32 protein-coding genes are annotated in these 26351 nt (G+C 63.3%); 22 read left to right on the plus strand and 10 right to left on the minus strand.

Annotated elements, in window-relative coordinates; genetic code table 11:
- Positions 1-553: 553 nt before the first annotated feature.
- Positions 554-814, minus strand: coding sequence for a metal-sensitive transcriptional regulator (locus AAGW05_RS02320; RefSeq protein ID WP_411802857.1), 261 nt, complete (start codon positions 812-814; stop codon positions 554-556).
- Positions 815-919: 105 nt separating this feature from the next.
- Between AAGW05_RS02320 and AAGW05_RS02325 the strand changes: the two genes are divergently transcribed.
- The 8 genes from AAGW05_RS02325 (at position 920) to AAGW05_RS02360 (ending at position 3442) form a co-directional block, all read left to right on the plus strand.
- The gene (locus AAGW05_RS02325; RefSeq protein ID WP_411802858.1) at positions 920-1093 is read left to right on the plus strand and encodes a hypothetical protein; all 174 of its coding nucleotides are present in this window, start codon (positions 920-922) and stop codon (positions 1091-1093) included.
- 88 nt (positions 1094-1181) lie between these two features.
- Positions 1182-1340 (plus strand): hypothetical protein, encoded by a 159-nt coding sequence (locus AAGW05_RS02330; protein ID WP_411802859.1) that lies wholly within the window; start codon positions 1182-1184, stop codon positions 1338-1340.
- A gap of 97 nt (positions 1341-1437) precedes the next feature.
- Complete coding sequence (locus AAGW05_RS02335; RefSeq protein WP_411802860.1) at positions 1438-1770, plus strand: hypothetical protein; 333 nt, start codon at positions 1438-1440, stop codon at positions 1768-1770.
- Between the two features lie 12 nt (positions 1771-1782).
- Positions 1783-1926, plus strand: a complete 144-nt coding sequence (locus tag AAGW05_RS02340) for a hypothetical protein (RefSeq protein ID WP_411802861.1) — start codon at positions 1783-1785, stop codon at positions 1924-1926.
- On the plus strand, positions 1923-2387 hold the full coding sequence (locus AAGW05_RS02345; RefSeq protein ID WP_411802862.1) for an ArsR family transcriptional regulator: 465 nt from the start codon (positions 1923-1925) through the stop codon (positions 2385-2387). The genes AAGW05_RS02340 and AAGW05_RS02345 overlap by 4 nt, the downstream gene beginning before the upstream one ends.
- 3 nt (positions 2388-2390) lie before the next feature.
- Complete coding sequence (locus AAGW05_RS02350) at positions 2391-2840, plus strand: hypothetical protein (RefSeq protein ID WP_411802863.1); 450 nt, start codon at positions 2391-2393, stop codon at positions 2838-2840.
- A gap of 98 nt (positions 2841-2938) precedes the next feature.
- Positions 2939-3118 carry a hypothetical protein gene (locus AAGW05_RS02355; protein WP_411802864.1) on the plus strand — a complete coding sequence of 60 codons (180 nt, stop codon included), beginning with the start codon at positions 2939-2941 and terminating at the stop codon, positions 3116-3118.
- A 150-nt stretch (positions 3119-3268) separates the two neighbouring features.
- Positions 3269-3442, plus strand: coding sequence for a hypothetical protein (locus AAGW05_RS02360; protein WP_411802865.1), 174 nt, complete (start codon positions 3269-3271; stop codon positions 3440-3442).
- Between the two features lie 235 nt (positions 3443-3677).
- On the opposite strand, the gene AAGW05_RS02365 is transcribed toward AAGW05_RS02360, so the two are convergent.
- On the minus strand, positions 3678-4589 hold the full coding sequence (locus AAGW05_RS02365; protein WP_411802866.1) for a LysR family transcriptional regulator: 912 nt from the start codon (positions 4587-4589) through the stop codon (positions 3678-3680).
- Between the two features lie 216 nt (positions 4590-4805).
- Here AAGW05_RS02365 and mmsB point away from each other — a divergent pair, with 216 nt between their 5' ends.
- The 6 genes from mmsB to AAGW05_RS02395 all read left to right on the plus strand — a co-directional run bounded on the left by mmsB (position 4806) and on the right by AAGW05_RS02395 (position 11707).
- Positions 4806-5723 carry a 3-hydroxyisobutyrate dehydrogenase gene (gene mmsB / locus AAGW05_RS02370; RefSeq protein ID WP_411802867.1) on the plus strand — a complete coding sequence of 306 codons (918 nt, stop codon included), beginning with the start codon at positions 4806-4808 and terminating at the stop codon, positions 5721-5723.
- Between the two features lie 10 nt (positions 5724-5733).
- Complete coding sequence (locus AAGW05_RS02375) at positions 5734-7227, plus strand: aldehyde dehydrogenase family protein (RefSeq protein ID WP_411802868.1); 1494 nt, start codon at positions 5734-5736, stop codon at positions 7225-7227.
- A 19-nt stretch (positions 7228-7246) separates the two neighbouring features.
- A complete protein-coding gene (locus AAGW05_RS02380) occupies positions 7247-8458 on the plus strand; it encodes a CaiB/BaiF CoA transferase family protein (protein WP_411802869.1) in 1212 nt (403 codons plus the stop codon).
- Positions 8455-9285: an enoyl-CoA hydratase/isomerase family protein gene (locus tag AAGW05_RS02385; RefSeq protein WP_411802870.1), complete on the plus strand. Its 831-nt coding sequence runs from the start codon at positions 8455-8457 to the stop codon at positions 9283-9285. The genes AAGW05_RS02380 and AAGW05_RS02385 overlap by 4 nt, the downstream gene beginning before the upstream one ends.
- Before the next feature lie 143 nt (positions 9286-9428).
- A complete protein-coding gene (locus tag AAGW05_RS02390; RefSeq protein WP_411802871.1) occupies positions 9429-10058 on the plus strand; it encodes a TetR/AcrR family transcriptional regulator in 630 nt (209 codons plus the stop codon).
- Positions 10055-11707: an MDR family MFS transporter gene (locus AAGW05_RS02395; RefSeq protein ID WP_411802873.1), complete on the plus strand. Its 1653-nt coding sequence runs from the start codon at positions 10055-10057 to the stop codon at positions 11705-11707. The genes AAGW05_RS02390 and AAGW05_RS02395 overlap by 4 nt, the downstream gene beginning before the upstream one ends.
- A 139-nt stretch (positions 11708-11846) precedes the next feature.
- Here AAGW05_RS02395 and AAGW05_RS02400 read toward each other — a convergent pair whose 3' ends face one another.
- Positions 11847-12110 carry an ATP-binding cassette domain-containing protein gene (locus AAGW05_RS02400; protein WP_411802874.1) on the minus strand — a complete coding sequence of 88 codons (264 nt, stop codon included), beginning with the start codon at positions 12108-12110 and terminating at the stop codon, positions 11847-11849.
- Positions 12111-12252: 142 nt separating this feature from the next.
- Between AAGW05_RS02400 and AAGW05_RS02405 the strand changes: the two genes are divergently transcribed.
- Both AAGW05_RS02405 and AAGW05_RS02410 read left to right on the plus strand, forming a co-directional pair.
- The gene (locus AAGW05_RS02405) at positions 12253-13326 is read left to right on the plus strand and encodes a lipid II:glycine glycyltransferase FemX (protein ID WP_411802875.1); all 1074 of its coding nucleotides are present in this window, start codon (positions 12253-12255) and stop codon (positions 13324-13326) included.
- An 83-nt stretch (positions 13327-13409) separates the two neighbouring features.
- The gene (locus AAGW05_RS02410; RefSeq protein ID WP_411802876.1) at positions 13410-14918 is read left to right on the plus strand and encodes a threonine/serine exporter ThrE family protein; all 1509 of its coding nucleotides are present in this window, start codon (positions 13410-13412) and stop codon (positions 14916-14918) included.
- Between the two features lie 14 nt (positions 14919-14932).
- Here AAGW05_RS02410 and AAGW05_RS02415 read toward each other — a convergent pair whose 3' ends face one another.
- Positions 14933-15784 (minus strand): siderophore-interacting protein, encoded by an 852-nt coding sequence (locus AAGW05_RS02415; protein WP_411802877.1) that lies wholly within the window; start codon positions 15782-15784, stop codon positions 14933-14935.
- Positions 15785-15861: 77 nt separating this feature from the next.
- Entirely contained in the window at positions 15862-16620 is a 759-nt protein-coding gene (locus AAGW05_RS02420) for a uracil-DNA glycosylase (RefSeq protein ID WP_411802878.1), read from the minus strand.
- A 173-nt stretch (positions 16621-16793) separates the two neighbouring features.
- On the opposite strand from AAGW05_RS02420, the gene AAGW05_RS02425 reads away from it, so the two are divergent.
- Together AAGW05_RS02425 and AAGW05_RS02430 are read left to right on the plus strand one after the other, a co-directional pair.
- Complete coding sequence (locus AAGW05_RS02425) at positions 16794-17096, plus strand: DUF3263 domain-containing protein (protein WP_411802879.1); 303 nt, start codon at positions 16794-16796, stop codon at positions 17094-17096.
- Positions 17097-17138: 42 nt separating this feature from the next.
- Positions 17139-17735, plus strand: coding sequence for a LytR C-terminal domain-containing protein (locus AAGW05_RS02430; protein ID WP_411802880.1), 597 nt, complete (start codon positions 17139-17141; stop codon positions 17733-17735).
- Between the two features lie 120 nt (positions 17736-17855).
- Here AAGW05_RS02430 and AAGW05_RS02435 read toward each other — a convergent pair whose 3' ends face one another.
- A complete protein-coding gene (locus AAGW05_RS02435) occupies positions 17856-18395 on the minus strand; it encodes a TM2 domain-containing protein (RefSeq protein ID WP_411802881.1) in 540 nt (179 codons plus the stop codon).
- Between the two features lie 447 nt (positions 18396-18842).
- Between AAGW05_RS02435 and groL the strand changes: the two genes are divergently transcribed.
- The 3 genes from groL to AAGW05_RS02450 all read left to right on the plus strand — a co-directional run bounded on the left by groL (position 18843) and on the right by AAGW05_RS02450 (position 22849).
- Complete coding sequence (groL, locus tag AAGW05_RS02440) at positions 18843-20471, plus strand: chaperonin GroEL (protein WP_411802882.1); 1629 nt, start codon at positions 18843-18845, stop codon at positions 20469-20471.
- A gap of 141 nt (positions 20472-20612) precedes the next feature.
- Positions 20613-21773, plus strand: coding sequence for an acyl-CoA dehydrogenase family protein (locus tag AAGW05_RS02445; RefSeq protein WP_411802883.1), 1161 nt, complete (start codon positions 20613-20615; stop codon positions 21771-21773).
- Between the two features lie 80 nt (positions 21774-21853).
- On the plus strand, positions 21854-22849 hold the full coding sequence (locus tag AAGW05_RS02450; RefSeq protein ID WP_411802884.1) for an RNase H family protein: 996 nt from the start codon (positions 21854-21856) through the stop codon (positions 22847-22849).
- Positions 22850-22900: 51 nt separating this feature from the next.
- Here the strand turns inward: AAGW05_RS02450 and AAGW05_RS02455 are convergent, their stop codons facing one another.
- The 4 genes from AAGW05_RS02455 to AAGW05_RS02470 form a co-directional block, all read right to left on the minus strand.
- Positions 22901-23194, minus strand: a complete 294-nt coding sequence (locus AAGW05_RS02455) for a WXG100 family type VII secretion target (RefSeq protein WP_411802885.1) — start codon at positions 23192-23194, stop codon at positions 22901-22903.
- A 153-nt stretch (positions 23195-23347) separates the two neighbouring features.
- A complete protein-coding gene (locus AAGW05_RS02460) occupies positions 23348-24865 on the minus strand; it encodes a sensor histidine kinase (RefSeq protein WP_411802886.1) in 1518 nt (505 codons plus the stop codon).
- 15 nt (positions 24866-24880) lie between these two features.
- Positions 24881-25591: a response regulator transcription factor gene (locus tag AAGW05_RS02465; RefSeq protein WP_062294031.1), complete on the minus strand. Its 711-nt coding sequence runs from the start codon at positions 25589-25591 to the stop codon at positions 24881-24883.
- 86 nt (positions 25592-25677) lie between these two features.
- A complete protein-coding gene (locus tag AAGW05_RS02470; protein ID WP_411802888.1) occupies positions 25678-25833 on the minus strand; it encodes a hypothetical protein in 156 nt (51 codons plus the stop codon).
- 346 nt (positions 25834-26179) lie between these two features.
- Between AAGW05_RS02470 and AAGW05_RS02475 the strand changes: the two genes are divergently transcribed.
- Positions 26180-26341 carry a GntR family transcriptional regulator gene (locus tag AAGW05_RS02475; RefSeq protein ID WP_411802889.1) on the plus strand — a complete coding sequence of 54 codons (162 nt, stop codon included), beginning with the start codon at positions 26180-26182 and terminating at the stop codon, positions 26339-26341.
- Positions 26342-26351: the final 10 nt, after the last annotated feature.

Genomic DNA, 26351 nt, shown 5'->3' on the forward strand with positions numbered 1-26351 from the left:
CTAAAAATGACCCTTTGTTAGGGCTGGGGTTCCGCGGAAGGTGCAGTGCCGCTCGGAAGATCAGCCGCCTAGGACTGTTGATATGGCCTTGAGGCAGCTCATGAAATCTAGCGTTTTTGGGTTTTTGGAGACTGCGCTGCTTTTAGTCGACCCTTTGCAAGTTGATTTGCCGGGTCGGCTGGGTCTTCATATTAGTAGGTCGTTGTTGAATGGTGCCGGGGACTCTGCCGTGCATTCGTTAGCTGTGCATCTCAAAACATATCCGTTATTATGCTTTCGAGTCACAAGAGCTTACACCGGTACTTGCTTTCTCCTTGCCCCGAGAGCGCCCTTGCCCAAAATGATTAAGCGGAATTCATCAGCGCATGGCGTGACGGCGAATCCCGCCCGGACACTGGTCAGAACGTTTGAGCCCAGGGCTGCCGAATACGGCGATTTCCTGTCCGACTTGTGGCGTTTCTGCGTGGTTAGCTTCCCCTCTGCCGTAACAAGGTTCTGGACATCCCTGCCCTAAGAGTCCTTACGTCACTGCGCACCCCTTTGAACTACTGATCTAGGCCAGGGACAGGAACAGCTTCTCCAGCTTTCCGCTGTCAAGGTCTTCGCTTTTGCCGGAGGCGAGGCACTCCTTCAGGCTGCCCGCCACGAGGCCGAAGCCGGCACGGTCAAGGGCTTTGCTGACGGCCGCCATCTGCATCACGATGTCCTCGCAGTCGCGGCCTTCCTCAAGCATGCGGATGATTCCGGCCAGCTGGCCATTGGCGCGGCGGAGCCGATTGATGATGGGCTTTGAGGCCTCGTCGGAGAGTTGCATGATGGTCCTTTGTGGGTCAACGTCGTTTTTGGCATCATACCCCCGGGGGCATGTACGCTTGAAGTAGCAGATACCCATTGGGGTATCGAAAACCAAGGAGAAATCATGTGCCGTGCCGTGAAATGCCGTTCCTGCAAGAAGACCACCTGGGCAGGCTGTGGCAGCCACGTTGACGACGTCATGCGCCACATTCCCAAGTCCGAGCGTTGCTCCTGTGATCCCAACGCGTCCAAGGAAAAAGCCGGCGGCTGGTTGAGCAAGATCTTCGGTGGAAAGTAGGCGGTCGTGACCAACAAGGAAATGCCGTCTTCACCGCTTTTGAACGGGCGAACACGTTTCCTTCGCCCACTTCGGCCTGCCGTATCACGTGGGTGGCGTCATCGCAGATCGGGAAGATCTGCTCCTGCGCAGCCCCGTGTCGCTGAAGGCGGGATTCAACCTTGACATGCACGTCCGCCACGAGGTCACGGCCGTCAACGTCGACGCCAAAACTGTCACCCCGCCCCGGCAACCTCATCACGGGTGAAAGCTACAGTCGGACCCACCACGCGCTGGTCCTTCCGCCGTCGTAACGGGCGATCCACTCGTGCCCGGCCAACCACGCCGGCCATTACCCGGGCGCCATGGGGTTGTCGTTGAAACTGCTGGTGGATACGGCAACTGACACCATTCTCGGTGTGCAGGGCGAAGGCGTGACAAAGCACATCGACGTTATCGCCACGGCCTGGTGCGCCGGCATCACGGCAGGCGGACTTGCCGACCTTGAGCTTGCCTACGTGCCGCAATTTGACTCCGCGAAGGACCCCGTGAACATGCTCATCGTCAGCAACCTTGACGGCGGATTCCTCACCTGGCTCCGTGGCGTGAAAACCCTGGTTCCCGCTCACGCCTTGGCGGATTCCTACACCGGACCAGCAGCGCTCCCGCGGAACCTGGACAATTTTATTTGTCGGTGAAACAATGAAGCCATGTTGGACATAGCAGTCATTGAGGACGCGGCGGCCGCCGAGGCCGCACTCGACCCCCTGCGTGCCGCTATCCTGGCCGAATTGCGAGAACCGGGATCCGCAGCGTCGGTGGCAACCCGTCTGGGGCTGCCCGTCAAAAGGTGAACTACCACCTGCGAACCCTTGAAATACACGGCCTGGGTGAGCTTGTGAGGGAGCACCGGCGGGGCAATGTCACCGAGCGCATTATGGGCGCCACCGCCCGCTCCTATGTGATTTCCCCGGCCGCACTTCCCGCTGTGGATCCCGACCCTGCGCTTGCACCGAACAGGCTTTCGGCCCGGTGGATTCTCGCCCTCGCCGCAAGGCTTGTCAGGGATGTGGGCACCCTGATCACCGGGGCCGGCCGCGCCAAGCAGCGCCTTGCCACCTTCGCCCTCGACGGCGAGGTGACGTTTGCCAATGCGGCGGACAGGGCTGCCTTCGTAGCCGAACTCTCGGCAACCATGGCGGTGCTGGCGGAAAGATACCACAGCGACACCACCGCCGGCGGGCGCAAACACAGGATCGTGCTCGCACTTCACCCCAGCGTGAGGCAGAACCCGGCAACGGAACTGAAGGAGTAAGAGATGGCCAAGGAATTCAAGATTGTCCACGAGTCGGAGATCGAGGGCACGCCCCGGCAGGTCTTCGACGCGGCAACTCAGGGCACCTCCGGCTGGATGTGGCCCATGGAAATCGAGCCGAAACTCGGCGGCGCGGGACCGTTCGGCAGCACAGTCACCGTATGGGAGCCGCCGCACCGCTACGCGAACCACATGGAGGGCGAGAACGGCTTCTTCAACGATCGTCAGTTCGACATCTCCGAGTTTCCCGGCGGCAAATCATGGCTGCGCTACATCCACAGCGGCGTGTTCTTCGAGGACTGGGACAACCAGTACGACGGCGCCGCCAAGCACACGGCCTTCTACCAGCACACCCTGGGCCAGTATGTGCAGTATTTCGCGGGGCGCCAGGCCGCCTTCGCCGACGTCCAGGGCCCCCGGCATCCTCGACGCCGGAGGCCTTTGAGGCGGTAAAGGCCGCGCTGGGCATTCACGACGCCGGAGCGGGCGGACACGTCAGCGTCGCCATTGCCGGGCTCGGAGCTGCCGGGCTCGGAACGCTCGAGGCCGAGGTGGATTACCTTGACCCGAACTTTGTGGGGCTGCGCACGGAGAACGCGATGTACCGCTTCTTTGGCCGCAACGCCTTCGGCTCGGTGGTGGGCATGACGATCCACCTGTTCGAGGACGGCGCTGACGCCCAGGCGCAGGCCGCAGCCTGGGGAACGTGGCTGAACGGGCTGTTTGCCTAGCTGCCGGCCACTGATTGCCCGACCATGACGTCGAAACGGTCATCCGCTGCTGAAATATCACTAGCGGATGACCGTTTCGACGTCATGGCGGGATTCCGCCGTCGGTGCCAATCTGGTCCTCGGTGCCCAACCATTCTTGACGAGCGGGTAGTGCAGCAGATTTCCCGCGGACGTGCGGGCCAGGCCGCCCTGCCCGCCGGTGCCCCTGTAGAGCCGTATCTGGCCAGCCACAGTCTTGGCCAGCAAGTCCTGGCGGCCATCGCCATCAAAGTCCACACCACGATCATCAGCGGGCTCCAGCCAGCCTTCGTGGTCTTGACATAGCCACGTCCAATGTCGGTGGCACGCTTGTTCAGCAGGGCGCCCGGTGCTGGGCCGAGCCCATCCACCAGTCCACCACCTGATCGGCGGTGCCGTTGATGGACTTCAGGACCTGCGCCACGAATTCATCGTTCGCCACCGGTGCCCTCGGGGCCGGAGTAGGCGTCGGTGAAGGAGCCGCCAAGGGTGCAGCGCGGGGTGCGACGGGAGAGGTGGTCGCGGGCGCCGCGGCCAGGCGTCAGCCCGGGAGCAGTTGCTTGCTCATCCGCCGGGTCTCCTGGAGGAACGCGGTGAGGACGGCCTGCACGGCGGGGGAGCGCATCGACTCCGGCCGTGCGGCGGCCCAGAACTGGACGCGCTGCTCCACGTCGTCGGGAAGCACCCGGACAAACCCATCTTGGCCCTCGACCATGAAGGCAGGCAGCATGCCCAGCCCTGCGTTGGACCTGACGGCTTCAATCTGCGCGAACACACTTGTTGCCTGGAACTGTGCGGGCTCGGCCGTCAGGGACCGGCGTTGCAGGGCCAGTTCGGAGACCTGCAGGGTTGATTCCACATAAGAGATGAAACGGTGGCTGGCCAGGTCCGCCACCGAATCAGGCGTGCCATGGTCGGCGGCGTAGCCGGTCCCGGCGTACAGCCGCAATGAGTAGTCTGACAAGAGCACGGTTTCGGCGCGCCCTGCGTCGACGCTCCCGGCGACCACCTCAATGTCCACGCCGGAACGGTTTTGCCTCAGCCTGCGGGTGGCGCTGAGCAGTTCAACACGCAGCGATGGGTGTTCTTGCTGCAGCCGGACAAGGGCAGGGGTGGCGATGATCGCACCGAAACCGTCCGTGGTGCTCACCCGCACCACGCCCGATACGTCATCCATGCCGTCGCTGATGCCCGCAGTCAGGCGGCTGAGGCTCCTCTCGATCCCCTCGGCGGCGACGACGGCGGCCCGCCCAAGCTCCGTCAGTTCCCAGCCTTGTGGCGTCCGCTCCAGCGTGCGGCCGCCCATCTGCTTGTCCAGGGCAAGGATGCGCCGCGAAACAGTGGTGTGCGTGGTTTCCAGGGCGTCGGCGACAGCCGTAAAACGGCCCAGCCGGGCCACTGTCAACAGGATCAGCAGGTCCTCGGGACTGGGAAACCTCTTGAAATCCACCATCGGCCACTCCTTATATAGGGCTGCGCCATACAGGGCTGCGCCGCAGGGGCCCCGTTCTGCGCGGCCCGACTGCGCGGCCCGACTGTGCATATATGCACATACCCTCTGCTATTTTCGGTCTTGTTTGCACCATAGCAGAATGTGATGCTTGTCATAACCTGCCGATGGAAGACGGTCGGGGACATAATGGGAATCGTCAGCAAGGGAGCTTTCATCATGGCAGTTGTGGCATGGATCGGTTTGGGCAACATGGGCGGGCCCATGACGGCCAACATGGTCAAGGCCGGGCACACGGTCCGCGGCTTTGACTTGAGCGCTGCCGCCCTGGGCGCAGCCGTCGGCAACGGTGTCACCCCGGCAACGTCAATCCTCGACGCTGTCGCCGGCGCCGACGTCGTCTTCACCATGCTCCCCAAGGGCGACCACGTCCGGAGCGTCTACTTCGGCGACGCCGGCATCCTGGCCAACACCGCCAAGGAAACCCTGCTCATTGATTCCTCCACGATCGACATCGAGTCAGCGCAGGCCGTGCACGACGCCGCTGCTGCCGCAGGCTTCCGCTTTGTCGACGCCCCCGTATCGGGTGGCATGACCGGCGCGAGCGCTGGCACACTTACGTTCATGATTGGCGGCGAAAAAGGCGCGGTGGCCGACGCCTCCGCCTACATCGAACCCATGGCCGGGAACATCATCCCCACTGGCGGGCCCACCACCGGCCAGGCCGCGAAGATCTGCAACAACCTGATGTTGTTCATCAACCTTGCATCCACCGCTGAAGGCGCCGTGTTGGCGGACCGGCTCGGCCTGGACAAGCAGGTCTTCTGGGACATTGCCTCCGTCTCTTCGGGCGACAGCTGGGCGCTGCGCACGTGGTACCCGATGGCCGGAGTGGTGCCCAGCGCCCCCGTCAACAAGGACTTCGCACCCTCCTTCACGGCCGAGCTGGCCAATAAGGACATTGGCCTGGCCATTGCCGCGGCCCGAGCCACGGACACCCCGCTGGAAATCGGCGAGCACGTCCAGCAGCTATTCCAGCGCCTCATCGACGAGGGCGAGGGCGGCAAGGACTGCACCCGGATTGTCTCCCTCGTGGACGGGTCCCTGAAAACGTCCGCTTCCACCGCTATTGCCTAAGGAAAATGCCATGACTGATGTACAAGCAACCCACGCGGTCAAGGACTGGCCCATGTGGATCGGCGGCGAGGAAGTTGCCTCAAGCAGCGGGCAGTGGCGCTCCGTGGAGAACCCCGCCCGGCGCGACACAGTCATTGCCCGCGTCCCGTCAGGCAATGAAGCCGACGTGGACCGTGCCGTCGCCGCTGCCCGTGCGGCCTTCCCTGCCTGGCGCGCCCTGCATTTCACCGGCCGCGCGAAGGCCCTGCTGGACATCGCCGACGAACTCGAGGCCCGCACCGAGGAATTCGCCAAGCTCACGGCGCTGGACACCGGCAACGCGCTGCGCACCCAGGCCCGACCCGAGGCCGCCAGCATGGTCTCGATGTTCCGCTACTTTGCAGGGATTGCCGGGGAAGTTAAAGGCACCACACTCCCTGCCGGAGAGAACCAGTTGCAGTACACGCGTTTGGAGCCGCTGGGCGTGGTTGCTGCGATCCTGCCGTGGAACTCGCCGCTGTTGATTGCCGCGTTCAAGATCCCCGCAGCACTGGCAGCGGGCAACACCGTCATCATGAAGGCGGCCGACGACGCCCCGCTCACCATTTTGCGCCTCGCCGAGGTGTGCAACAACCACCTGCCGGGCGGCGTCGTCAATGCCATGACGGGCCGCGGATCGGTCATCGGCGAAGCCCTCGCCAACCATCCCGGCGTGGACAAGGTGTCCTTCACCGGATCCACCGAGGTGGGGCGCGGGGTGGCCGCCAAGACCGCGGCGCGCCTGGCCCACATGTCCCTGGAGCTGGGCGGGAAGAACCCCTCCATCGTGTTCCCCGATGCGGTCGACGACGAACTCATGGACGGGCTGCTGCTCGCCTCGCGCTTCACCCGCCAAGGCCAAAGCTGCACCGCCGGCTCGCGCCTGTTCCTCCATGAAGACATTTACGACGACGTGCTGACGCGGCTCACAGCCAAGCTCGGCGCGCTGAAGGTCGGCGACCCGCTCGATGAGGCGACCGACATGGGTGCCATCATCAACGCCAAGCAGCATTCCGCCATTACAGGCTATTTGGATGAAGGACGGGCCACCCCTGGCATGAAGGCGGTGCTCGGCGGCAACGCACCGACCGAAGGAGCGTTGACCGAGGGCTACTACCACCTGCCCACCGTTTTTAGCGGCGCCCGGAATGACTTCCGCCTGGCCCGGGAGGAGATCTTCGGCCCCGTCCTGGTGGCGATCCCGTGGAAAGACACAGCGGAGGTGATCCGCATGGCCAACGACACCAATTACGGGCTCGCCGCCTATGTGTGGAGCCACAACCTGGACGATGCCCTGAACACCGCCCACCAGGTTCAGGCTGGCTGGGTGCAGGTCAACCAGGGCGGCGGACAGGTGGCCGGGCAGTCCTACGGAGGCTACAAGCAAAGCGGCATGGGCCGGGAAGTCTCATTGGAGGGCATGCTGGTCGGGTTCACCCAAACCAAACAGATCAATGTCAGGCTGCGCGGGGTGCCCCATGGGTAAAGGATCAAGGAGCCAGCCGGTGCTGCCGCTGGAGAGCATCCGCATCATCGACCTCAGCCGCGCCCTGGCCGGACCGTACGCCACGTCGCTGTTGTCGGACCTGGGGGCGGAGATCATCAAGGTCGAGAGCATCAGGGGCGGCGACTCAAGCCGTGCCTGGCCGCCCTTCGAAAACGACCACAGCCTGTACTTTGATTCGGCCAACCGGGGCAAGCAGTCAATTGCCATCGACTTTTACAGCCAGCGCGGACGGGAGCTGTTGTGGAGGCTGGCCATGAGTGCCGACGTGGTCGTTGAGAACTTCCGTCCCGGGGTGTTGGCCACCATGGGCCTTGACCCTGACGAACTGCGTGCCGCCAAGCCGGGGTTGATTCTTGCCTCGGTGAGCGGCTTCGGCGCCACGGGACCCCTGTCGCAGGCGCCAGGGCTGGACCAGGTTGCCCAGGGGATGAGCGGACTCATGTCGGTGACGGGCCCCGACGCTGCGAATATGTACCGAATGGGCGTGCCCATCGTTGACATGGTCTCGGGCATCAACACGGCCCTTGCCATCGCCGCGGCACTCGTTGGCAGGGCCCGCACCGGGGAGGGGATGGAGGTTTCGACGTCGCTCCTTGAAACAGGGCTCGCCTTGGGCGCCTTCCAGGGGCAGAGATACCTCAGCACCGGCCAGGTGCCAGTGCCGCTGGGCAACACCCATCCGGCACTGACCCCGTATGGGGTGTTTGCCACGGCAGACATTCCCATCATTATCGCCGTGGGCAATGAAAAGCAGTGGCAGCAGCTGTGCGCGCTGCTCGGCGCCCCGGAGCTGGTGGACCGTGCAGAGTACGCCACCGGCAAGCTGCGCCACGGCAACGAGACGGCGCTCAAGGTTGAACTTGAGGGGCTGCTGGCCCACCGCAGCGCCAACGAATGGCTCCCTGTGCTGCGCGCAGCCGCCATACCTGCAGGCCCCATCTACAACTACGAGCAGGCCTTTGCCGACGAACAGGTCAAGGCCCTTGGCATGGTGGAAACCGTGCACAGGGCCGACGGATCCGAGCTGCCGCTGGTGCGCGGACCCATTTCGGTCAACCGGAAGTCGACGCGCATCCGCAAAGCGCCGCCGTCTCTGGGGGAGGACACCCTGGCCGTCCTGGCGGGACTGTCGCTGAGCGGGGAGCAAATTGCCGGGCTGGTGGAGGCCGGGATCGTGCTGCCGGCAGCCACGCCGGTGGTGAGCCCATGAGTGCTGACGTTGTGGAATCAGAGGGGCGCCCCGGTGTGCTGCGCATTGAACAGTCGGGGCCGGTGGCTACGCTCATCATGGACAACCCCGGCATGCGCAACGCCATCACGGCGGACATGTGGCAGCAGTTCGAGGATCGGCTGGCACAACTGGATGCCGACGATTCAGTCAAGGTTGTGGTGGTCCGCGGGGCAGGGGAACACTTTTCCGCCGGTGCGGACATAGCCTCGGTGCAAAGGATCCTGCACGATCCGGCCACCGGGCAGAGCAGCGGCGGTGACATCACTGTGGCGGAAAATGCGCTGGCGCACTTTCGCAAGCCCGTGATTGCCGCCGTTGACGGATACTGCGTTGGCGGCGGCTGGCAGATCGCCGGCGCCTGCGACATCCGGCTGGCCTCCGAACGGGCCACGTATGGAATCACCCCGGCCAAGATCGGCATCGTGTATCCGCTCTCAGGCATCAAGAGGCTCGTGGAATTGGCTGGCCCGGCAACGGCAAAATACCTGTTGTTCAGCGGGGACTTTGTGGACGCCCGCGAAGCGCAACGGCTGGGGCTGGCCACCAAGGTGCTCGCCATGGACTCCTTTTGGCAGGAGGTCCACGCCTTCGCGCTGCACCTTGGAGCGCGCTCGCAGTTCTCCGCGCAGGGACACAAGGCACTGATCAATGCGATGAGTGCCGGTGCCGGCGACGCTGCCGTGGCAGAGCTCAGTGCGTATTGGCAGGGCCAGATGGCTGTCAGTGAAGACGCGGCCATCGGTGTTGCCGCGTTCCTGGCCAAGGAAACCCCCACCTTCACCTGGCTCCGCCCCCGCAATCCATGACCCCACTTTTAGACTGACCCGCAATAAACGGCGACAAACACGCCCAATTTTCGTGTGGGCACAGCGTCAGGTGTGACGCAAAGCATGCAGAAGTGTAAAGTTTGCACTTGTGCAAGTTATGCGTGAGTGCATATACTGGGAGTATGCAAAAAACATCGATGCCACTGCGCGAACGCAACCGGCTGGATACCTGGGCGTTGATCCATAACGCGGCGTCATTAATGGCGTGTGAGCAGGGGATGGCCAAAACCACCGTGGAGGCAATTGCCGATGCGGCGGGAATCTCCAAGCGCACCTTCTTCAACTATTTCCCCACCAAGGAAGACGCCATCATGGGTCTTCAGCAGCCCACGCTGTCGGAGGAAACCCTGGCGGCCTTCCGGATGGAAAGCTCAGAGGACCTTTTTGGTCGCACAGTGCGCCTGATGCTCACTGTCATCCGCTCAATGTTTCCGGCAGAGTCCAGGTCTGACCGCCGGAAAATTTTGAAGGCGAAATATCCCGAGCTGAGCAAGCGCATCTTCGACCACTTGCGCGATTCCGAGGAATTGGTGGAAGCCGTTCTCCTTGAACGCTACCCGGACCCGGCACAGGAACTTGCCCTGCCGGGGTCCCTGCCCGGCAAAGACTCGGCGCTGGCCTTGTTGATGATGGCAGGAACCGTTATCCGGTTCGCCTTCTCCAAGGATTCAGGCGCCGCCACAAACGAACAAAGCACGGCCATCGATGAGGCCATTGAAATTTTCCGAGAGGCAATCAAAGCAACCTTATGAGTACCAAAACCATTTTTGAAGCACCGGTGGATCCGGGCCAAAAACGTAAAATAATCCTTCTCTTTTCCGGCCTGATGGTCACGATGCTGCTGGCGTCGCTGAACCAGACAGTGCTCTCCAGCGCCCTGCCCACCATGGTGGGCGAGCTCAACGGCGTCGAACACATGGCCTGGGCCATCACGGCCTTCATCCTCGCTTCCACCATCATGATGCCCGTCTACGGCAAACTGGGCGACCTCTTGGGCCGCAAGCCCATGCTGTTGTTCGCGATCTCCATCTTCACGGTGGGCTCCGTGATCGGCGCGCTGGCGCCTGACATGGGCACGCTCATCGTTGCACGCGTCATCCAGGGCCTGGGCGGCGGCGGTTTGATGATTCTCTCCCAGGCGACCATTGCCGACGTTGTCCCTGCCCGTGAACGCGGAAAGTACATGGGCGTCATGGGCGGCGTCTTTGCCTTCTCCTCAGTGGCCGGACCGCTCATTGGCGGCGGCTTGACGGAAGGGCCCGGCTGGCGCTGGACGTTCTGGATGAACGTGCCGCTGGCTCTGCTGGCCATTATCGCCACCGTGTTCCTGCTCCACATCCCCAAGGTTGTCCACGCCACGCGCCCCAAGATTGATTACCTTGGCATGATGCTCATTGCCGTGGCCACCACGGCGCTGGTTCTGGTGGGCACCTGGGGCGGTTCGCAGTACGACTGGAATTCCCCTGAAATCATCGGCCTGGCCGTCATTGCCGTAGTGACCGGTGTCCTGTTCGTGTTCGTGGAAAGCCGCGCCACTGAGCCGGTTATGCCCTTGATGCTCTTCAAGAGCCGCAACTTCAACCTGACCACACTGGCTGGCCTGCTCACAGGCATCGCCATGTTTGGCGCCATCGGCTACATGCCGACCTACATGCAGATGGCCACGGGCTACTCTGCAACCCAGGCCGGCCTGCTCATGATCCCTATGATGGCCTGCATGCTCGTCACCTCCGTGATCATTGGACGCCGCGTCTCCGCCACGGGCCGCTACAAGATGGCCCCCATCGTCGGCTCCGCAATCCTGGGCGTTGCGTTGGTGCTCCTGTCAACCATCCACGCCGACAGTCCCATCTACCTGATTTGCGTCTACCTGGGCGTCATGGGCATCGGCCTCGGTGCCAGCATGCAGATCCTCACGCTCGTGGCGCAGAACTCCTTCCCGCTAAAGTTTGTGGGCACGGCCACCGCCGGGCAGAACTACTTCCGCCAGGTCGGCGCAACCCTGGGTTCGGCCGTGGTGGGTGCCATGTTCGCCAGCCGCCTCAAGAGCATGATCGCCGAGAAGCTGCCCACAGGTTCCGGGGCCCCCGGCGGCGGAAACTCCTTCACCCCCCACCTGGTCAACAGCCTGCCGGAACCCATCAAGAACCTCATCATCGAGTCCTACAACGAGGCCCTGATCCCGATGTTCCTGTGGATGGTGCCGCTGGCCGTGCTGGCTGCGATCGTGCTGTGCTTCGTCAAGGAAGAGCCGCTGGCTACCAAGATCCAGCGCGAAACCCCCGTGGAGATCGCACCGGAAATGGCCGAGTTTGAAGCGGACGTCATCGTGGCAGAGCTGAAGAACGACGCCGGCCGTGACGGTGAGTTTGAAACGGCAGCTTCCAGCTCGCCCAAGTAAGCACCGCCCCACCCGTCTGTGACGCAGTAACTGCACCGAAAACCGTTGGAATACGGTTTCCGAGTGCAGTTACTGCGTCACAGTTGTTTAAGGCGGGTAGTCAGGCGTCCACGGGGTTCGCTGTCTTCGCTGGCACGGATCACCTTGGGCGTGTGGCCAGTGCCCAGGCAATGGCCAGGCGCTGCTGCTTGCCCCCTGAAAGCCGGTTCGACTTGCGGCCGTGCATGTCATCTGTCAGCCCCACCTGGTTGAGCAGTTCGGCTGGGCGTGCTCTTCGCTCGGCATGCGAAACCCCCGCAAATTCCCTATGCGGCATGACGTTTCCCAGGGCCGACAGGATTGACAGCAGTGTGCTCTTGCCGCTGCCGCTCTTGCCAAGGAGGGCTGCGAAGATGCCTAGCACGGAGCACCCTCGCGGTGGCCGTTCGTTTCCATGTTGTTCACATCCCTGTGGCGTTCATTGTGGGTCGGCTGTGAGTGGGCTGTGAGATGGTTGGCCGTTAGACTGGAGGCAGCGAACAACAGTCAACGTAATTGAGGGTCACTTGCCAGAATTTACTGCCCGATTTGCCACCGCCGCCGAGATTGACCAGTGGGACACGCTCGTCACGGCCAACCCGAACGGGGGCAATCTGCTGCAATCCGAGGCCTTTGCGGCCGTCAAGCGGAACTATGGCTGGGACATCCAGTACTTGGCTTTTGAGGGGCCCGACTACACCAGCTACAACCTCGTGCTGCAAAAGTCGTTCCCCTTCCTAGGTAAGCTCTGGTACCTCATCAAGGGTCCGGACGTTGCCGATGTAACCGAGATTCCCGCCATGCTTCAGGCCCTGCGTGCCTTCGTGAAGCGTGCCCGGCTCAATGTTTTCGCAGCCAAGATTGAACCCGACGTGGTGGCCTCCGAGGAGGCAGGTCCGGTGCTCTCGGGCGCCGGCCTGGTCAAGGTTCCCGACCTGCAGCCCAACGACAACACCGCCTTGCTCGACATCTCCGCTGAGCCGAACCAGTTGCTTCGCAACCTGCATTCACGCGGACGCAACGCCGTGCGAAGGGCCCAGCGTGAAGAGGTCGAGGTGGTCCGGATGGAACCCACCGAAGAAACCATGCGGACCATGTATGAGCTGATGGTCGGCACCATCACGGTCAAGTCCACCAGCAAGGCCCGCGACTTCGAGTACTACCGTCAGTTCTGGACCGAATTCACCAAGCGCGGCCAGGGACACTTCTACTTTGTGTTTGAAGACGGCGTCGCCTCCGTCGGTGCGTTTGTCATCAACTACGGATCCAAGGCAACGTACAAGGATGGAGGTTCGCTGCAAAAGCGCAAGCAGTACGGCGACTCGCACCTGGTGCAATGGGTGGCCATCAACGACATGAAGGAACTCGGGGCCGTACAGTACGACTTCTGCGGTACGCCGCCCTCGGACAGGCTTAAGGACCCCACCCACCCGCACCACGGCCTGGGCCTGTTCAAGACAAGCTTCTCCAAGACGGTCACCGACTTCGTAGGTTGCTACGACCTGGTGCTCAGCCCCATGCGGTATAAATTGTGGACGGTCGCGGGCGAACGGGTGTTCAGGCAGTTGTACTCCCGCCGCACCGGAAAACAGTTTTACTAGCCAAATCAACGGCACTGACCCACGGCACGCAAAGGCAGCAGATCCTGCCATTGGTGTCAGGAAAAAAGCCACAGGGAGAAGCAATGAGCGACAACACCGGCGGCCGGGAGCTAGGCGGCGCGGGCGGCACAAGGCCGCAGAACCCCAAGGTGCCCTTCGCTGGCATGATCCCGGTGGTGCCTGCTCCCCGGGCCAACAAGGCTGCGCGTTCGGTCCTGCGCAAATTGGTGCAGGGGGAGGCCCCGCCCACGGCGCCCATGAACATCGTGGACAGGCTGGCCGGAAGCCCGTACGCCAACTTCACCATCCAGGTGGGCAAGGCCGAGGAGTCAGCCCGGAAAACCATTGACTTTGCGCTGCGCATGGCCGAGACAATGTTCAGGTACGGCGCAGGCGCCCTCGAGGTTGAAACGTCCATCATCGCCGTTACCGCCGCCCTAGGGCTGCGCAACATCGAGGTCGACATCACGAACCAGTCGGTCATCATCAACTACGCGCCGCGCGACGCCGTGCCCATCACGCTGCTGCGGGTGGTGCGCTCCTGGACAAACAACTATGCGGGCCTGGTGGAGGTCCACGAACTTGTCACCGACATTGCCTCAGGCGGCGTCACCAGGGATGAGGCGCACAGGCGCCTTGACGTCATCATCCGCAAGCCCAAGCCGTTTCCGCGCTGGATGGTGTCAATGGCCGAGGCGGTATTCGCCGCAGCCGTTGTAGGCGTCATCGGCGGAACGGGCTTCGGCATGCTTGTGGCGTTCCTGACCATCCTGCTGGCGGGGCAGGTGGCCCGGATCCTTGGCAAGTGGCGCGTGCCCGACTTCTTCGTCACCGCCATCAGTTCCTTCATCGTCACGATGGTGGCGTTGCTGTGCTTCATTGTCCAGGTGCCGTTGAGTCCCTCGATCGTTGTGGCAGGCGGCATCCTGCTGATGCTGCCATCGGGCAGGCTTGTCTCCGCAGTGCAGGATGCCATCAACGGCTTCCCCGTGACGGCCGCCGGCAGGTTTCTCTCGGCGTTTCTTACCTTTGGCGCCATTGTTGCAGGCATAGCCGTTGCCCTCGTCACCGGCGCACTCTTTGGCGCCGACAGGCTCAGCGTTGCCGAAACAATCTCCGGAACCCTGCCGCTGACAGGGGTCCTTACCCTGGTCGCCGTGGCCACGGTGGCCATCTGCATTGCCGAACAAACAGCGATGAAGCTGCTGCTGCCGACCACGGCCGTAGCCCTGCTCGGCTACCTCGTGTACTATGCCGGCATGGAATTTGGCCTGGGCGGACGCTTTGCGCCTGCCGTCGCCGCCGTGGTGATCGGCATGCTGGCGCGGGTCATTGCACTGCGGCTGGGTGCGCCGCAGCTGGTGGTTGCCGTTCCGTCCATCATTTTCCTGCTGGTGGGGCTGTCCATCTTCCGGGCCATGTTCGTCATGACGCTGACGCCTGAGGACTCCGTCACCGGTGCCGTCGGCCTGTTCAACGCCCTCGTGGTCATCCTTGCCGTCGCCGCCGGGGTGGTGCTCGGGGACAACGCCGCGCGCCCCTTCACCCGCAGCAACGGCCAAAGGGACAAGCGCAGCAACCGCCGCCGTTAGGGAATTGTGCCGGGCTACAGGATCTGGCCGATGGGCTGCTTCTTCTCGGCTTGGAAGTAGTCCTCCGTGCGGCCGTACGCCCAGTAGCCGGAGAGGGAGACCTGTGAGCGCGCCAGCCCGCGCTGCTTGAACAACAGGTCGCGCAGTTGCTTCATGTATTCGCGTTCGCCGTGGACAAAGGCGTGGACGGTGCCCTCGGGCCAGGGGCCGTTCGCGACGGCGTCCAGTAGGACAGTGCCCTGGTCCGGGGCCGCGCCGTTGCGGAACACCCAAGTGAGTTCAACGCCGTCGGGCTTGTCCAGGATCAGGATGTCGGCAGCAGTGTCCACCTCGAGGTAGGCGTGGCCGCGGGTGTCCGCGGGCAGTGACTCCAACGCTGCGGCGATGGCCGGAAGCGCGGCCTCGTCACCGGCGAAAAGCTGCCAATCGGCGTCGGTGTCCGGCTTGTACGCACCGCCGGGGCCGGACATAATGATCCTGTCGCCGGGGGAGGCCGCCGCAGCCCACGGCCCGGCCAGGCCGGAATCGCCGTGCAGGACGAAGTCAACCGCGATCTCCCTGGCCGCCACGTCCACCCAGCGGACGGTGTAGGTGCGGGTGGTGGTCCAGTGCTCGCGCGGCATCGATTCGCGCAGACCAAACACGTCGACAGGCTCCGCATACTCCACCCCTGGCTGCAGGAAATGAATCTTCACATACATGTCGGTGGCGTCTTTAGGCGTGAAATTGGACAGGTCGGGGCCGCCCGCAATGATGCGTACCATGTGCCGGCTGAGCTGTTCGGTGCGGACCACGCGCAGTGTGTACTGGGCGCGCGGTTTGGCGGCGGGCGCCACGAACGGGGCGGCGGTGTCAGCTGTTCTCACGGTGGGCTCCTGGTGCCGGGCACGCGCCCGGCCGTGTGGGCGCGGGAGTCGCGCCAAGTTAGGTTCTCCTAACCATTCTAGTTCACGGGGAGGGCCCAGTCGATCGGGGCCGTGCCCTGTGCCGTGAGCAGATCGTTGACACGGCTGAACGGCTTGGATCCGAAGAAGCCGCGGGAGGCCGACAACGGGCTTGGATGCGCCGACTCAATGATCGCCGTTCCCTCCAGTAGGGGGGCAAGGCGCTGGGCATCCTTGCCCCACAGCACGCTGACAAGGGGCGTGTTTCTGGCCGCCAGTGCCGTGATCACGGCTTCGGTGACCTCCTCCCACCCGCGACGGCGGTGCGAACCTGCCTCTCCCGGCGCCACCGTGAGCACCCTGTTGAGCAGCATGACGCCCTGGTCGGCCCAAGCGCTGAGGTCGCCATGGGGCGCGGGGGTGATGCCAAGGTCGGTGTTCAGCTCCTTGTAGATGTTGCTCAGGCTGCGCGGCAGCGGGCGCGTTGCCCTGTCCACAGAAAAGGCCAGGCCCACCGAATGCCCCGGCGTGGGGTACGGGTCCTGGCCCACAATCAACACCTTCACCCCGGCCATGGGCGTGCCCAACGCACGCAGCACCTGGGTGGGCAGGGGCAGGAACCGGGTTCCGGCGTCGTACTCGCCGGCCAACATGGCACCGAGTCTGCGCAATGTCGCATCAAGGGGGGAGAGGGCCTGGGCCCAATCGGGGGCCAAGCCACTCAGGGGCGCCGTGCGCAGTGTGGCGAGCGCCTTGAGCTGGCGGCTGTCCCACGGTGCCGGGGCGGGGAGGTCAAAGAGGCCGGGTGCACTGTCCATGCAATCCATTGTGGGCCCTGCGAGCCGGGGGCGACATTGCTCCACAGGGGGAGCTTATGGCCCGGCCGTCCACCGCGGCCCAAATGACATCGCTGTAGTTCGCCCTTATTATGGATAGGGCAGGCCATGCATTGTGGCCCCGGTCGCGCGAGAATTCGGAAAGGAGGGCTGTTGTGGCCGAAGCAGTCCAGCACGGGCCCGACCCGCAGGACAACGCCGCACCCTCCGCCAGTGGACTCAGCGAACGTGATGCGCAAATGCTTGACCTTGAACGGCAGTGGTGGAAGTACTCCGGCGCCAAGGAACAAGCTATCCGGGACATGTTCGACCTCTCAGCGACCCATTACTACCAGGTGCTGAACGCGTTGATCGACACGGATGCGGCCCTGGCCCATGACCCCATGCTGGTCAAGCGGTTGCGTAGACTACGTACGTCCCGCCAGCAGGCCCGTTCTGCCCGCCGACTGGGCAATTGACGCGCCCTTCACCCAACGCACCCACAAGGACAGCACTGCACAATGAGTAATTACCCGCGGGATGAATTCGACGCCGTTGAGGAAAATTCGGCACGCCATGGCGTCCACAGGTCTTCGATGGAACTGCAGGGGCGCTCGCTGATGCCGCTGATGGTTGTCGGTGTGGCGGCCCTGTGCATCGGGCTGCTGGCGTTCTTCGTCATGCCCAAGGTCCTGAACAGCCCCGCAAACCCGCCGGCTGCGTCGACGTCGGCCCCCGCCGCTGCTGCCCCTTCCGCGACGCCGTCGGCAACAACGAACCCCACGCCGGCCCCCACCACGGCACCTGCCCCCTCTCCGACGCCAACCCCCACACCCGACTCGGTCGTCAACAAGGCAACCCCCGTGGCCATCTTCAACGCAACCGGCGTATCGGGTCTGGCTGCCCAATACGCAGGACAGGCCACCGGCGGCGGATGGTCGGTATCCCGGCAGGCGAACTGGGCAGGACAGCCGCAGACAGCATCCGTCATCTTCTACGACGGCATCGAACAGAAGGCCAACGCCGAAGCGCTCGGTAAATTGCTCAACATTCGTTCCCTGGTCGATACCGCAGAGCTGGGCATACCACTGGCCGTGGTGCTGGGCCCCGGAGCCTAAGCAGGCAACGTCCAAGAAACGCAGCGAGCGAGGGAAATGGCGGCCAACCCTGCGGGGTGGCCGCCATTTTCGTAGAATCGTCAAGTCAGGCGCGGGCTCCGTTCGGTCCCGGCCTTGGCGCTAGTCCTTGAGCGGGACGCCATTGCCGTCGGTGCGGTAATTCTCCTGGCCGATCAGGATCATGATGCCCTCGATGAGGCCCCACACGGCCATGAAGAAGTACAGTATGCCGAAGCTGATGACGGAGACCAGAAGCTGGATCAAGGCGATCTTGGTCTTGCCCAGGTAGAAGTTGTGGATGCCGAAGCCGCCAAGCAGGATGCCGAGGATGCCTGCAACCAGCTTTGACTTCTGCTCGACGCCCTGAGCCACTCCGTACGGGGGCTGCTGGTATCCCTGCTGGTAGCTCTGCTGCATTCCGGGCGGCGGGTAGGCCTGCTGCATGTTTTCCTGCGGGTATCCCTGCGGCACCCCCGACTGGGGGTATTCGGGGGTGGGGGCCGCTGCGGGCACTTCGTAGCTTGGGGCGGCAGGTGCGACATAGGGGGCGGGCTGCTCATAGCGCGGCGGCGCCTGGTAGCCCGGGGCGGGCTGATCGTAACCGGCGGGGACGTCAGTGCCGTTGGCCGGAGTTTGTTCGGGCTGAATATTTTCACTCATGGTGTCTCCTGGTACTGATGCTGAGTCACAAGGTGCTGCCGGAAGGCAGCGGTTCCAGCGCTTATGCGCAACTAGGAATATGTACAGACCCAACGCTAGTCGTTTGTGCCCGCCGCCGGTAGGGTACGCTGCGGTCCGTGGGAAATATGTCCGTTTGCCAGGCTTCCCCTCACGGGCAACGGTGGACCTCCGAGCGTTCGCCCGAAGCTCACAGCGGACCCTCCGCTTGCACTCTGGGGTGTCGAGTGCTAATTATTGACTTAGCACTCTGAGGCGGTGACTGCCAGTTATTGGCCGTTTCGCCGCCGTCGGGGTATTGAATTTTCCTCATGTGGTGAGGGTTCGTGGCCGTTGTAAAGAGATCAGCGGCTGCCGATCCGTCCGTCGCGGGCACCTCTGTGGGGATTTTGTATCCGAAATGACTGTCCCGAAAGGACTGAAGCCTCCATGGCCAAGCTCATTGCATTTGATGAAGAGGCACGCCGCGGTCTTGAGCGTGGGTTGAACATCCTCGCCGACGCCGTCAAGGTCACCTTGGGCCCGCGCGGTCGCAACGTTGTTCTCGAAAAGAAGTGGGGCGCCCCCACAATTACTAACGATGGTGTTTCCATCGCCAAGGAAATTGAACTTGACGATCCTTACGAGAAGATCGGCGCCGAGCTGGTCAAGGAAGTCGCCAAGAAGACTGACGACATCGCAGGCGACGGCACCACCACGGCAACCGTGCTGGCCCAGGCCCTCGTCAAGGAAGGCCTGCGCAACGTAGCCGCCGGCGCCGATCCGCTCTCCCTCAAGCGCGGCATTGAGAAGGCTGTTGCAGCCGTCATCGAGCAGCTGCTGGCTTCAGCCAAGGAAATCGAGACCAAGGAAGAGATCGCCGCGACCGCGTCCATCTCCGCCGGTGATCCCGAGATCGGTGCCCTCATTGCAGAGGCACTGGACAAGGTTGGCAAGGAAGGCGTCATCACCGTCGAGGAGTCCAACACCTTCGGCCTGGAGCTTGAGCTCACCGAAGGCATGCGCTTCGACAAGGGTTACATCTCCGCTTACTTCGTAACCGACACCGAGCGCCAGGAAACGGTTCTTGAAGACCCGTACATCCTGATCGTCAACTCCAAGATCTCCAGCGTCAAGGATCTCGTTGCAGTCCTGGAAAAGGTCATGGCTTCGAACAAGCCGTTGCTGATCATCGCCGAAGACATCGAAGGCGAAGCACTTGCCACGTTGATCGTGAACAAGATCCGCGGCCTGTTCAAGTCCGTCGCCGTCAAGGCTCCGGGCTTCGGCGACCGCCGCAAGGCCCAGCTGGCAGACATCGCCATCCTCACCGGTGGCCAGGTCATCGCCGAGGAAGTCGGCCTGAAGCTGGAAAACACCACCCTTGACCTGCTGGGCAAGGCCCGCAAGGTTGTTGTCACCAAGGACGAGACCACCATCGTTGACGGTGCCGGCGACGCAGAGGCCATCGCTGGCCGCGTTGCACAGATCCGTGCCGAAATCGAAAACTCCGATTCCGACTACGACCGCGAGAAGCTGCAGGAACGTTTGGCCAAGCTGGCCGGCGGCGTGGCAGTCATCAAGGCCGGTGCCGCTACCGAAGTTGAGCTCAAGGAACGCAAGCACCGCATCGAAGACGCTGTGCGCAACGCCAAGGCTGCTGTCGAAGAAGGCATCGTCCCCGGCGGTGGCGTTGCCCTGATCCAGGCCGGCGTGAAGGCCTTCGAAAGCTTGAACCTGACAGGCGACGAAGCAACCGGAGCCAACATCGTCCGCGTTGCCATCGATGCACCGTTGAAGCAGATTGCCTTCAACGCAGGCATGGAGCCCGGCGTTGTTGTTGACAAGGTTCGCTCCTTGCCCAACGGCCACGGCCTGAACGCTGCAACCGGCGTCTACGAAGACCTGCTGGCTGCCGGCGTCAACGACCCGGTAAAGGTAACCCGTTCAGCACTGCAGAACGCGGCTTCCATTGCCGGTTTGTTCCTGACCACCGAAGCCGTTGTCGCGGACAAGCCTGAAAAGGCCGCTCCGGCTGGCGGCGGCGGAGACGACATGGGCGGCATGGGCGGTTTCTAGCCCCCCGCACATCGTGCAAAAAAGGCGCCCCTGCTTTTCGGCGGGGGCGCCTTTTGCATGTCCCGGACAAACCCGAGGGTGACCGTAGAATGACAGCAAGGTGGCCAGTAGAAACCCGCCCGACGCGTGAGAGGCCCAGACATGTCAGACCCGAGCGACCTCATTGACTTCGACGCACTGCTCAGCGCGGAGGAACGTGCAGTGCGCGATTCCGTGCGGTCTTTCGTGGACAGCGACATCAAGGCGCACATTGGGCAGTGGTACGACAAGGGTGTTTTCCCACTCGAGATCGTTCCCGAACTCGCCCGGCTTGGCCTGCTGGGAATGCACCTTGAGGGCTACGGCTGTGCGGGCCGCTCCGCCGTCGAATACGGACTGGCCGGTGCGGAGCTGGAGGCGGGGGACTCAGGCCTGCGCACCTTCGTTTCGGTCCAGGGATCCCTGGCCATGGGTGCCATCCACAAACATGGTTCGCAGGCGCAGAAGGCCCAATGGCTGCCGCTGATGGCCGCCGGTGAAGCCATCGGCTGTTTCGGGCTGACGGAACCGACCGCCGGATCCGATCCCGCGGCCATGACGAGCTATGCCCGTCGCGACGGCGGCGACTGGGTGATCAACGGGACAAAGCGCTGGATCGGGCTTGCCTCCGTGGCGCAGATCGCGATCATCTGGGCACAAACCGACGACGGCGTGCGCGGCTTCCTCGTCCCCACCTCCACCCCGGGGTTCACCGCCACCCCGATCGAAGCAAAGCTCTCCATGCGGGCCTCGATCCAGTGCGACGTCGAGCTCGTCGATGTCCGCCTGCCCGCGGATGCGGTGCTGCCCGGCGCCGTCGGGCTCAGTGGGCCGTTTTCGTGCCTGAACGAGGCGCGGTACGGGATCATGTGGGGTGCCATGGGCGCCGCCCGCGACTCGTTCGAGGCGGCCCTGGCGTACTCGAAGGAACGGCTGCAGTTCGACAAGCCGCTGGCCGGGTACCAGCTGACGCAGCAGAAGCTCGTGAACATGGCCCTTGAAATCAACAAGGGCTTCCTGCTGGCCCTGCACCTGGGCCGTATGAAGGACGCAGGCAGGCTGGCCCCTGAGCAGATATCCGTCGGGAAGCTGAACAACTGCCGCGAGGCCATCAAGATCGCACGTGAGGCCCGCACCATCCTTGGCGGCAACGGCATCACCGTGGATTATTCACCGCTGCGCCACGCCAGCAACCTTGAATCGGTGCGCACCTACGAGGGTACCGACGAGGTCCACACCCTCATCATCGGCAACAAACTCACGGGCATCCCCGCGTTCCGCTGAGGGCGACTGCCGGGTGTTTTGTGATGCGTCCGGCATCGGCGGTGTCCGCCAATGTCGGTGGAGTCTGAAAGTATGGACTCATGACAATTGTTGCTGCCGCGGATGGTTCGGCTTTAGGAAATCCCGGGCCCGCCGGCTGGGCCTGGTACGTCGATGACAACTGCTGGCGCGCGGGGGGCTGGCCCCACGGCACCAACAACATGGGCGAGCTCATGGCGGTGCTGGACCTGTTCCGGTCAACGGCCCACCTGCCCGATGAACCGCTGCACATCCTGTGCGACAGCCAGTACGTCATCAACTCCGTCACGAAGTGGATGCCCGGCTGGAAGCGCAAGGGGTGGCGCAAGTCGGACGGCAAGCCCGTGCTGAACATCGACCTGCTCAAGGACATCGACGCCGCCATATCGGGCCGGAAATACACCTTCGAATGGGTCAAGGGCCACGCAGGCCACGACCTCAACGAGGCGGCGGATGACCGCGCCCGTGACGCCGCCACCGCCTATCAGGCCAAGCGCACCCCCAATGCAGGTCCGGGTTTCCCCGGAGCCAACCACAGCTCGCCGAGTGGAACGTCCGGTGCCGGAACGTCCGCCCCGGCGAAAAAGCCGCCTCTTGCGGACCGTGCCACGGCGGCAACGCTCCTTGATGACGGCGCGCTCTTTGCCGATCCGGAACAACCGGACCTGTTCTCCATGCTTGACGACGAACTGGATCCGGCCTTCGCCGCGCCCCTCGAGACAGTGCTGGAGACCGTCGTGGAGCTGGAACGGCTGCTCCTGGACCCCGCAGTACGTGCGGACCCTCTCCGTGCGGGGGAGCTCCTGCACCCCGACTTCGAGGAGATTGGTGCCTCCGGCAACCGCTGGTCGCGGCAGGACGTGCTGGAGATGCTCGAGGATGAGGAACCTGCCGGCTCTGACATGGAAGTCCTCACACTCACCAAGTTGGACACAGCCACCGCGCTCCTGACGTACAGGAGCTTCTCGCCCGACGGCAACGCCCTGCGCAGCTCCCTGTGGCAGCACAATAACGGCCAGTGGCGACTGCGCTTCCACCAGGGAACTCCGGAGTCGTAGCCGCCGCCTCACAGTGGGCGCCGCCGACCAGCCGCAGTGGCGGGGCAGTCGTCAGCGGGCCGTGAACATCCGGGTGTTGGCGTCCTCGGCCTGGGCGTATTGGGTTGCCGCCATCGACAGGGCCCCGTTGATGCTCTCCAATGAGGCTTCAACCCTTAACTCGGTGGCGTGCCATTCCTGCATGAGCGCGTGAAAGTTGGTGGCCGCGGCCCCTGTCCAGGTCGATTGCAGGTCCAGAAGGTTGCGCTTCATGGCGTCGACCTCCATGCGGATCCTGTCCACCGAACCCTTGACCGCCGTGCTCTTAAGCGCGAGGTCGTCGCTGTTGACGTTGAACTGTGCCATGGATGCTGCCTTGTCTGTGAAGAAGCTGACGGGAATGCCCTGACAAGGTCCAGCCTAGGATCAGCCGGCGGGCATGGCGACCGCACTTCAGGCAACCGTGGACACACAGGGTGCATGCCCCGGCTGTGGAGGAATCAACCACCTTGCAACGGTTCAATCCTGGAAGGAGTCGAAGTCGTCCTGGCTGCCGTCAGCATCGTCGTCGGAAGGCATCGGCTGGTACGGGAGTTCAATGGCCATGGTTGCACCGCCGCCGGGGGTCTGTTCAAGCCTGACGGTGCCTTGGTGAGAAGCAACAATGGCTGAGACGATCGCCAGGCCGAGCCCGCTGCCGCCGGTGTTCCTGTCGCGTGATGAGTCGGCGCGGTAGAAACGTTCGAAAATGCGGGGTGCCTCCTCATCGGAGATGCCCGGACCGTGGTCGCGGATCTTGATTACCGAGAATGCCGCGTCACCCTCAAAACGGGTGCCCACCATGATCTCGATGGGGGAACCCTCCGGGGTGTAGCGCAGCGCGTTGCCCATCAGGTTTGCCACGACCTGGCGCAATTTCGCCTCGTCCCCGACACTCGGCGCGGAGGTGCCTGGTCCGCCGTCGAGCCCCACAACGGCGAAGGTGCGATCACGTGCAGTGGCCCTGGCATCCAGTACGGCGTCGTGGCCAATGATCAGCAGGTCAACGGGCCTGAGCTGCAGGGGGCGCTGCTCGTCGATGCGTGCCAGCATGAGGAGGTCTTCGACGAGCTCGCCCATTCGCTTGGCTTCGCTCTCGATGCGGCCCATGGCCGTGCCGATGTCTTCGGGCGTCTGCAGGGCCCCATGGCGGTACAGTTCCGAGAACCCCCGGATGGTCACCAGCGGTGTGCGGAGTTCATGGGAGGCGTCGGCAACGAAGCGGCGCATCTTCTTTTCCGAGGCGGTCCTATCGGCAAAGGCCCGCTCGATGTGGGCAAGCATGGTGTTCAGGGAACCCGAAAGACGGCCCACCTCGGTGGCGGGATTTTCAATGTCAACGCGCCGGGAGAGGTCACCGGCGGCAATGGCTGCGGCCGTCTTTTCCACCCGGCTCAACGGGCGGAAGGACCGGGTGACAGTCCAGTAGGCGATCATGGTACCCAGCGTGATGGTCAGGATGGCAACCCCGGCGATGACAACGGCCAGGCGCTCCATGGTGAGATTCAGGCTTTCATACGGCAGGCCCACCACCACGTAGCCCTGGTACTCGGGCCGGCTTTGGGTCAGGCCTGCCGGTCCGAAGTTGAACTTCTGCGGTGCGATGACGGTGATCCGCCAGGCCGCCCCGCCATCACTGCTGGGAACGGTGAACTTCCTGCCGTTCAGGGCCTGCGCCTGCGCCATGGTGTAGGCGGGGTAGACGGGTTTGTCCTTGCCTGACCGGTTTTGGTCGGCCAGGGTCCCATCGGAAAAGTGGAAGCCCACGTAGTAGTCAAAACTAAAGGGAGCCTGGCCGGTGCTTTGGGAGTCAACCGTTCCGTTGACGATGATCGACTTCTGTGAAGTCGTCAGCTGCGTGTCCATCTGGTCTTCCAGAAAGGAGTGCAGCAGAAGAAACGTTGTGGCGCCCAGTGCCAGCAGGGACACGCAAAGGAGCGCGCTGATGATGGCCACCAGCTGGGAGCGCAGGGAGGCGTTCTTCCACAACGTAATCAAGGTGTCGGCTGTGCGCTAGCGCTTGTCGGCCGTCCGCAGCACGTAGCCCACGCCGCGCTTGGTTTGGATGAGGGCAGGCAGCGAGGCGTCAATGTCGACCTTGCGGCGCAGGTAGGAAATGTAGGACTCAACGATGGAGGCATCGCCGTTGAAGTCGTACTCCCACACATGGTCAAGGATCTGGGCCTTGGACAGCACGCGGTTGGGGTTGAGCATCAGGTAGCGCAGCAGCTTGAACTCGGTGGGGGAGAGCTCCACCGTCTTGCCGGCGCGGCGTACCTCGTGGGCGTCGTCGTCGAGCTCAAGGTCGGCAACGCGCAGGACCGCGTCGTCATCCTCCGTGGGCTGGGTACGGCGCAGGACCGCACGGATGCGGGCCACCACCTCGTCAAGGCTGAAGGGCTTGGTGACGTAGTCGTCCCCGCCGACCGTCAGGCCTGTGACCTTGTCTTCGGTGTCGTCGCGGGCGGTGAGGAACAGGACGGGGAAGTGCCGTCCCGCGGCACGGAGCCTGCGGGTCACGGTGAATCCGTCCATGTCCGGAAGCATGACGTCCAGGACCGCGAGGTCCGGGTTGTGTTCCTCGGCTGCAGCCAGGGCGTCACGTCCATTGGCTGCGGCAATGACCTCAAAGCCCGCAAAGCGCAGGGAGGTCGATAGCAGCTCACGAATATTTGGCTCGTCGTCCACAACAAGCAGCTTGGCTTCAGGTCCGGTCTTTTTCACCATTTCAGTCTCCGACCATTGGCTGGGAATATGCTGGGCATTCCGTGGGTAAGTACTGTCAGCTTACGCCCAGTTGGTTCCCAGCTCTAGTAGGGAACCCGAAAGATTTCCTGATGCTTGCCCTGCGAGGCCGACTCTGGCAGTACCAGCCGCTTCAGGAACTCACCATCCCCGGTCCCCTCGCACCAGCGCAGCAGCGCCGCGCGCATCCTTTCAAGCACGGGGGCAAACGCGCTTTCCACATGGACCGATAGGCTAACGTACTGCTCTCCTCGGCTGCCCCTACTGTCGGTGCCACCACCCTAGGCAGTGCGGGCCAATGATGTACCCGCCAGGATGGCCAATATCTGTGCGAAACGGGATTTAGTATTCATGGAATACACCTCGTGAAGTAGTTGTGTGGTGGCTCAGAACTTTGTGACATGACTCGAACAGCGTCGAAAGAGAGGAATCAATGAGTACTTTCAAAGTTCCTTTCCGGTCGTTCTTCTGTCGTGTGGCGTAACTCCGGGGCTGGCCTTGGTTGACGGGTGCAATCCAAGGGAGGGTTGTACCAAATGAGTCTTAAATACACCTTAGTTCTAGGCATTGGCCGATGAACTGCGCCGAGGAATTTTGGCAGGCACGTGGGCCGTGGGGGCCAAGTTGCCCACGAATGCACAGCTGTCGGCCGAGACCGGGCTGTCGCTGACCACTCTGCGCAGGGCATTTGACGAATTGGGGGAGACGGAGGTTGTGGGGCGCCGGTAGTTTTGTCGCC

This window comes from Arthrobacter sp. LAPM80, from assembly GCF_046736435.1.
GTDB lineage: Bacteria > Actinomycetota > Actinomycetes > Actinomycetales > Micrococcaceae > Specibacter.

Coding starts and splice junctions, on each gene's coding strand:
- AAGW05_RS02375 (WP_411802868.1), top strand. CDS start 5,734: ATGACTGATGTACAAGCAACCCACGCGGTCAAGGACTGGCCCATGTGG.
- AAGW05_RS02445 (WP_411802883.1), top strand. CDS start 20,613: ATGTCAGACCCGAGCGACCTCATTGACTTCGACGCACTGCTCAGCGCG.
- AAGW05_RS02340 (WP_411802861.1), top strand. CDS start 1,783: ATGTTGGACATAGCAGTCATTGAGGACGCGGCGGCCGCCGAGGCCGCA.
- AAGW05_RS02435 (WP_411802881.1), bottom strand. CDS start 18,395: ATGAGTGAAAATATTCAGCCCGAACAAACTCCGGCCAACGGCACTGAC.
- AAGW05_RS02325 (WP_411802858.1), top strand. CDS start 920: ATGTGCCGTGCCGTGAAATGCCGTTCCTGCAAGAAGACCACCTGGGCA.
- groL (WP_411802882.1), top strand. CDS start 18,843: ATGGCCAAGCTCATTGCATTTGATGAAGAGGCACGCCGCGGTCTTGAG.
- AAGW05_RS02420 (WP_411802878.1), bottom strand. CDS start 16,620: ATGGACAGTGCACCCGGCCTCTTTGACCTCCCCGCCCCGGCACCGTGG.
- AAGW05_RS02390 (WP_411802871.1), top strand. CDS start 9,429: ATGCAAAAAACATCGATGCCACTGCGCGAACGCAACCGGCTGGATACC.
- AAGW05_RS02335 (WP_411802860.1), top strand. CDS start 1,438: ATGGGGTTGTCGTTGAAACTGCTGGTGGATACGGCAACTGACACCATT.
- AAGW05_RS02455 (WP_411802885.1), bottom strand. CDS start 23,194: ATGGCACAGTTCAACGTCAACAGCGACGACCTCGCGCTTAAGAGCACG.
- AAGW05_RS02350 (WP_411802863.1), top strand. CDS start 2,391: ATGGCCAAGGAATTCAAGATTGTCCACGAGTCGGAGATCGAGGGCACG.
- AAGW05_RS02450 (WP_411802884.1), top strand. CDS start 21,854: ATGACAATTGTTGCTGCCGCGGATGGTTCGGCTTTAGGAAATCCCGGG.
- mmsB (WP_411802867.1), top strand. CDS start 4,806: ATGGCAGTTGTGGCATGGATCGGTTTGGGCAACATGGGCGGGCCCATG.
- AAGW05_RS02410 (WP_411802876.1), top strand. CDS start 13,410: ATGAGCGACAACACCGGCGGCCGGGAGCTAGGCGGCGCGGGCGGCACA.
- AAGW05_RS02430 (WP_411802880.1), top strand. CDS start 17,139: ATGAGTAATTACCCGCGGGATGAATTCGACGCCGTTGAGGAAAATTCG.
- AAGW05_RS02385 (WP_411802870.1), top strand. CDS start 8,455: ATGAGTGCTGACGTTGTGGAATCAGAGGGGCGCCCCGGTGTGCTGCGC.
- AAGW05_RS02395 (WP_411802873.1), top strand. CDS start 10,055: ATGAGTACCAAAACCATTTTTGAAGCACCGGTGGATCCGGGCCAAAAA.
- AAGW05_RS02320 (WP_411802857.1), bottom strand. CDS start 814: ATGCAACTCTCCGACGAGGCCTCAAAGCCCATCATCAATCGGCTCCGC.
- AAGW05_RS02365 (WP_411802866.1), bottom strand. CDS start 4,589: ATGGTGGATTTCAAGAGGTTTCCCAGTCCCGAGGACCTGCTGATCCTG.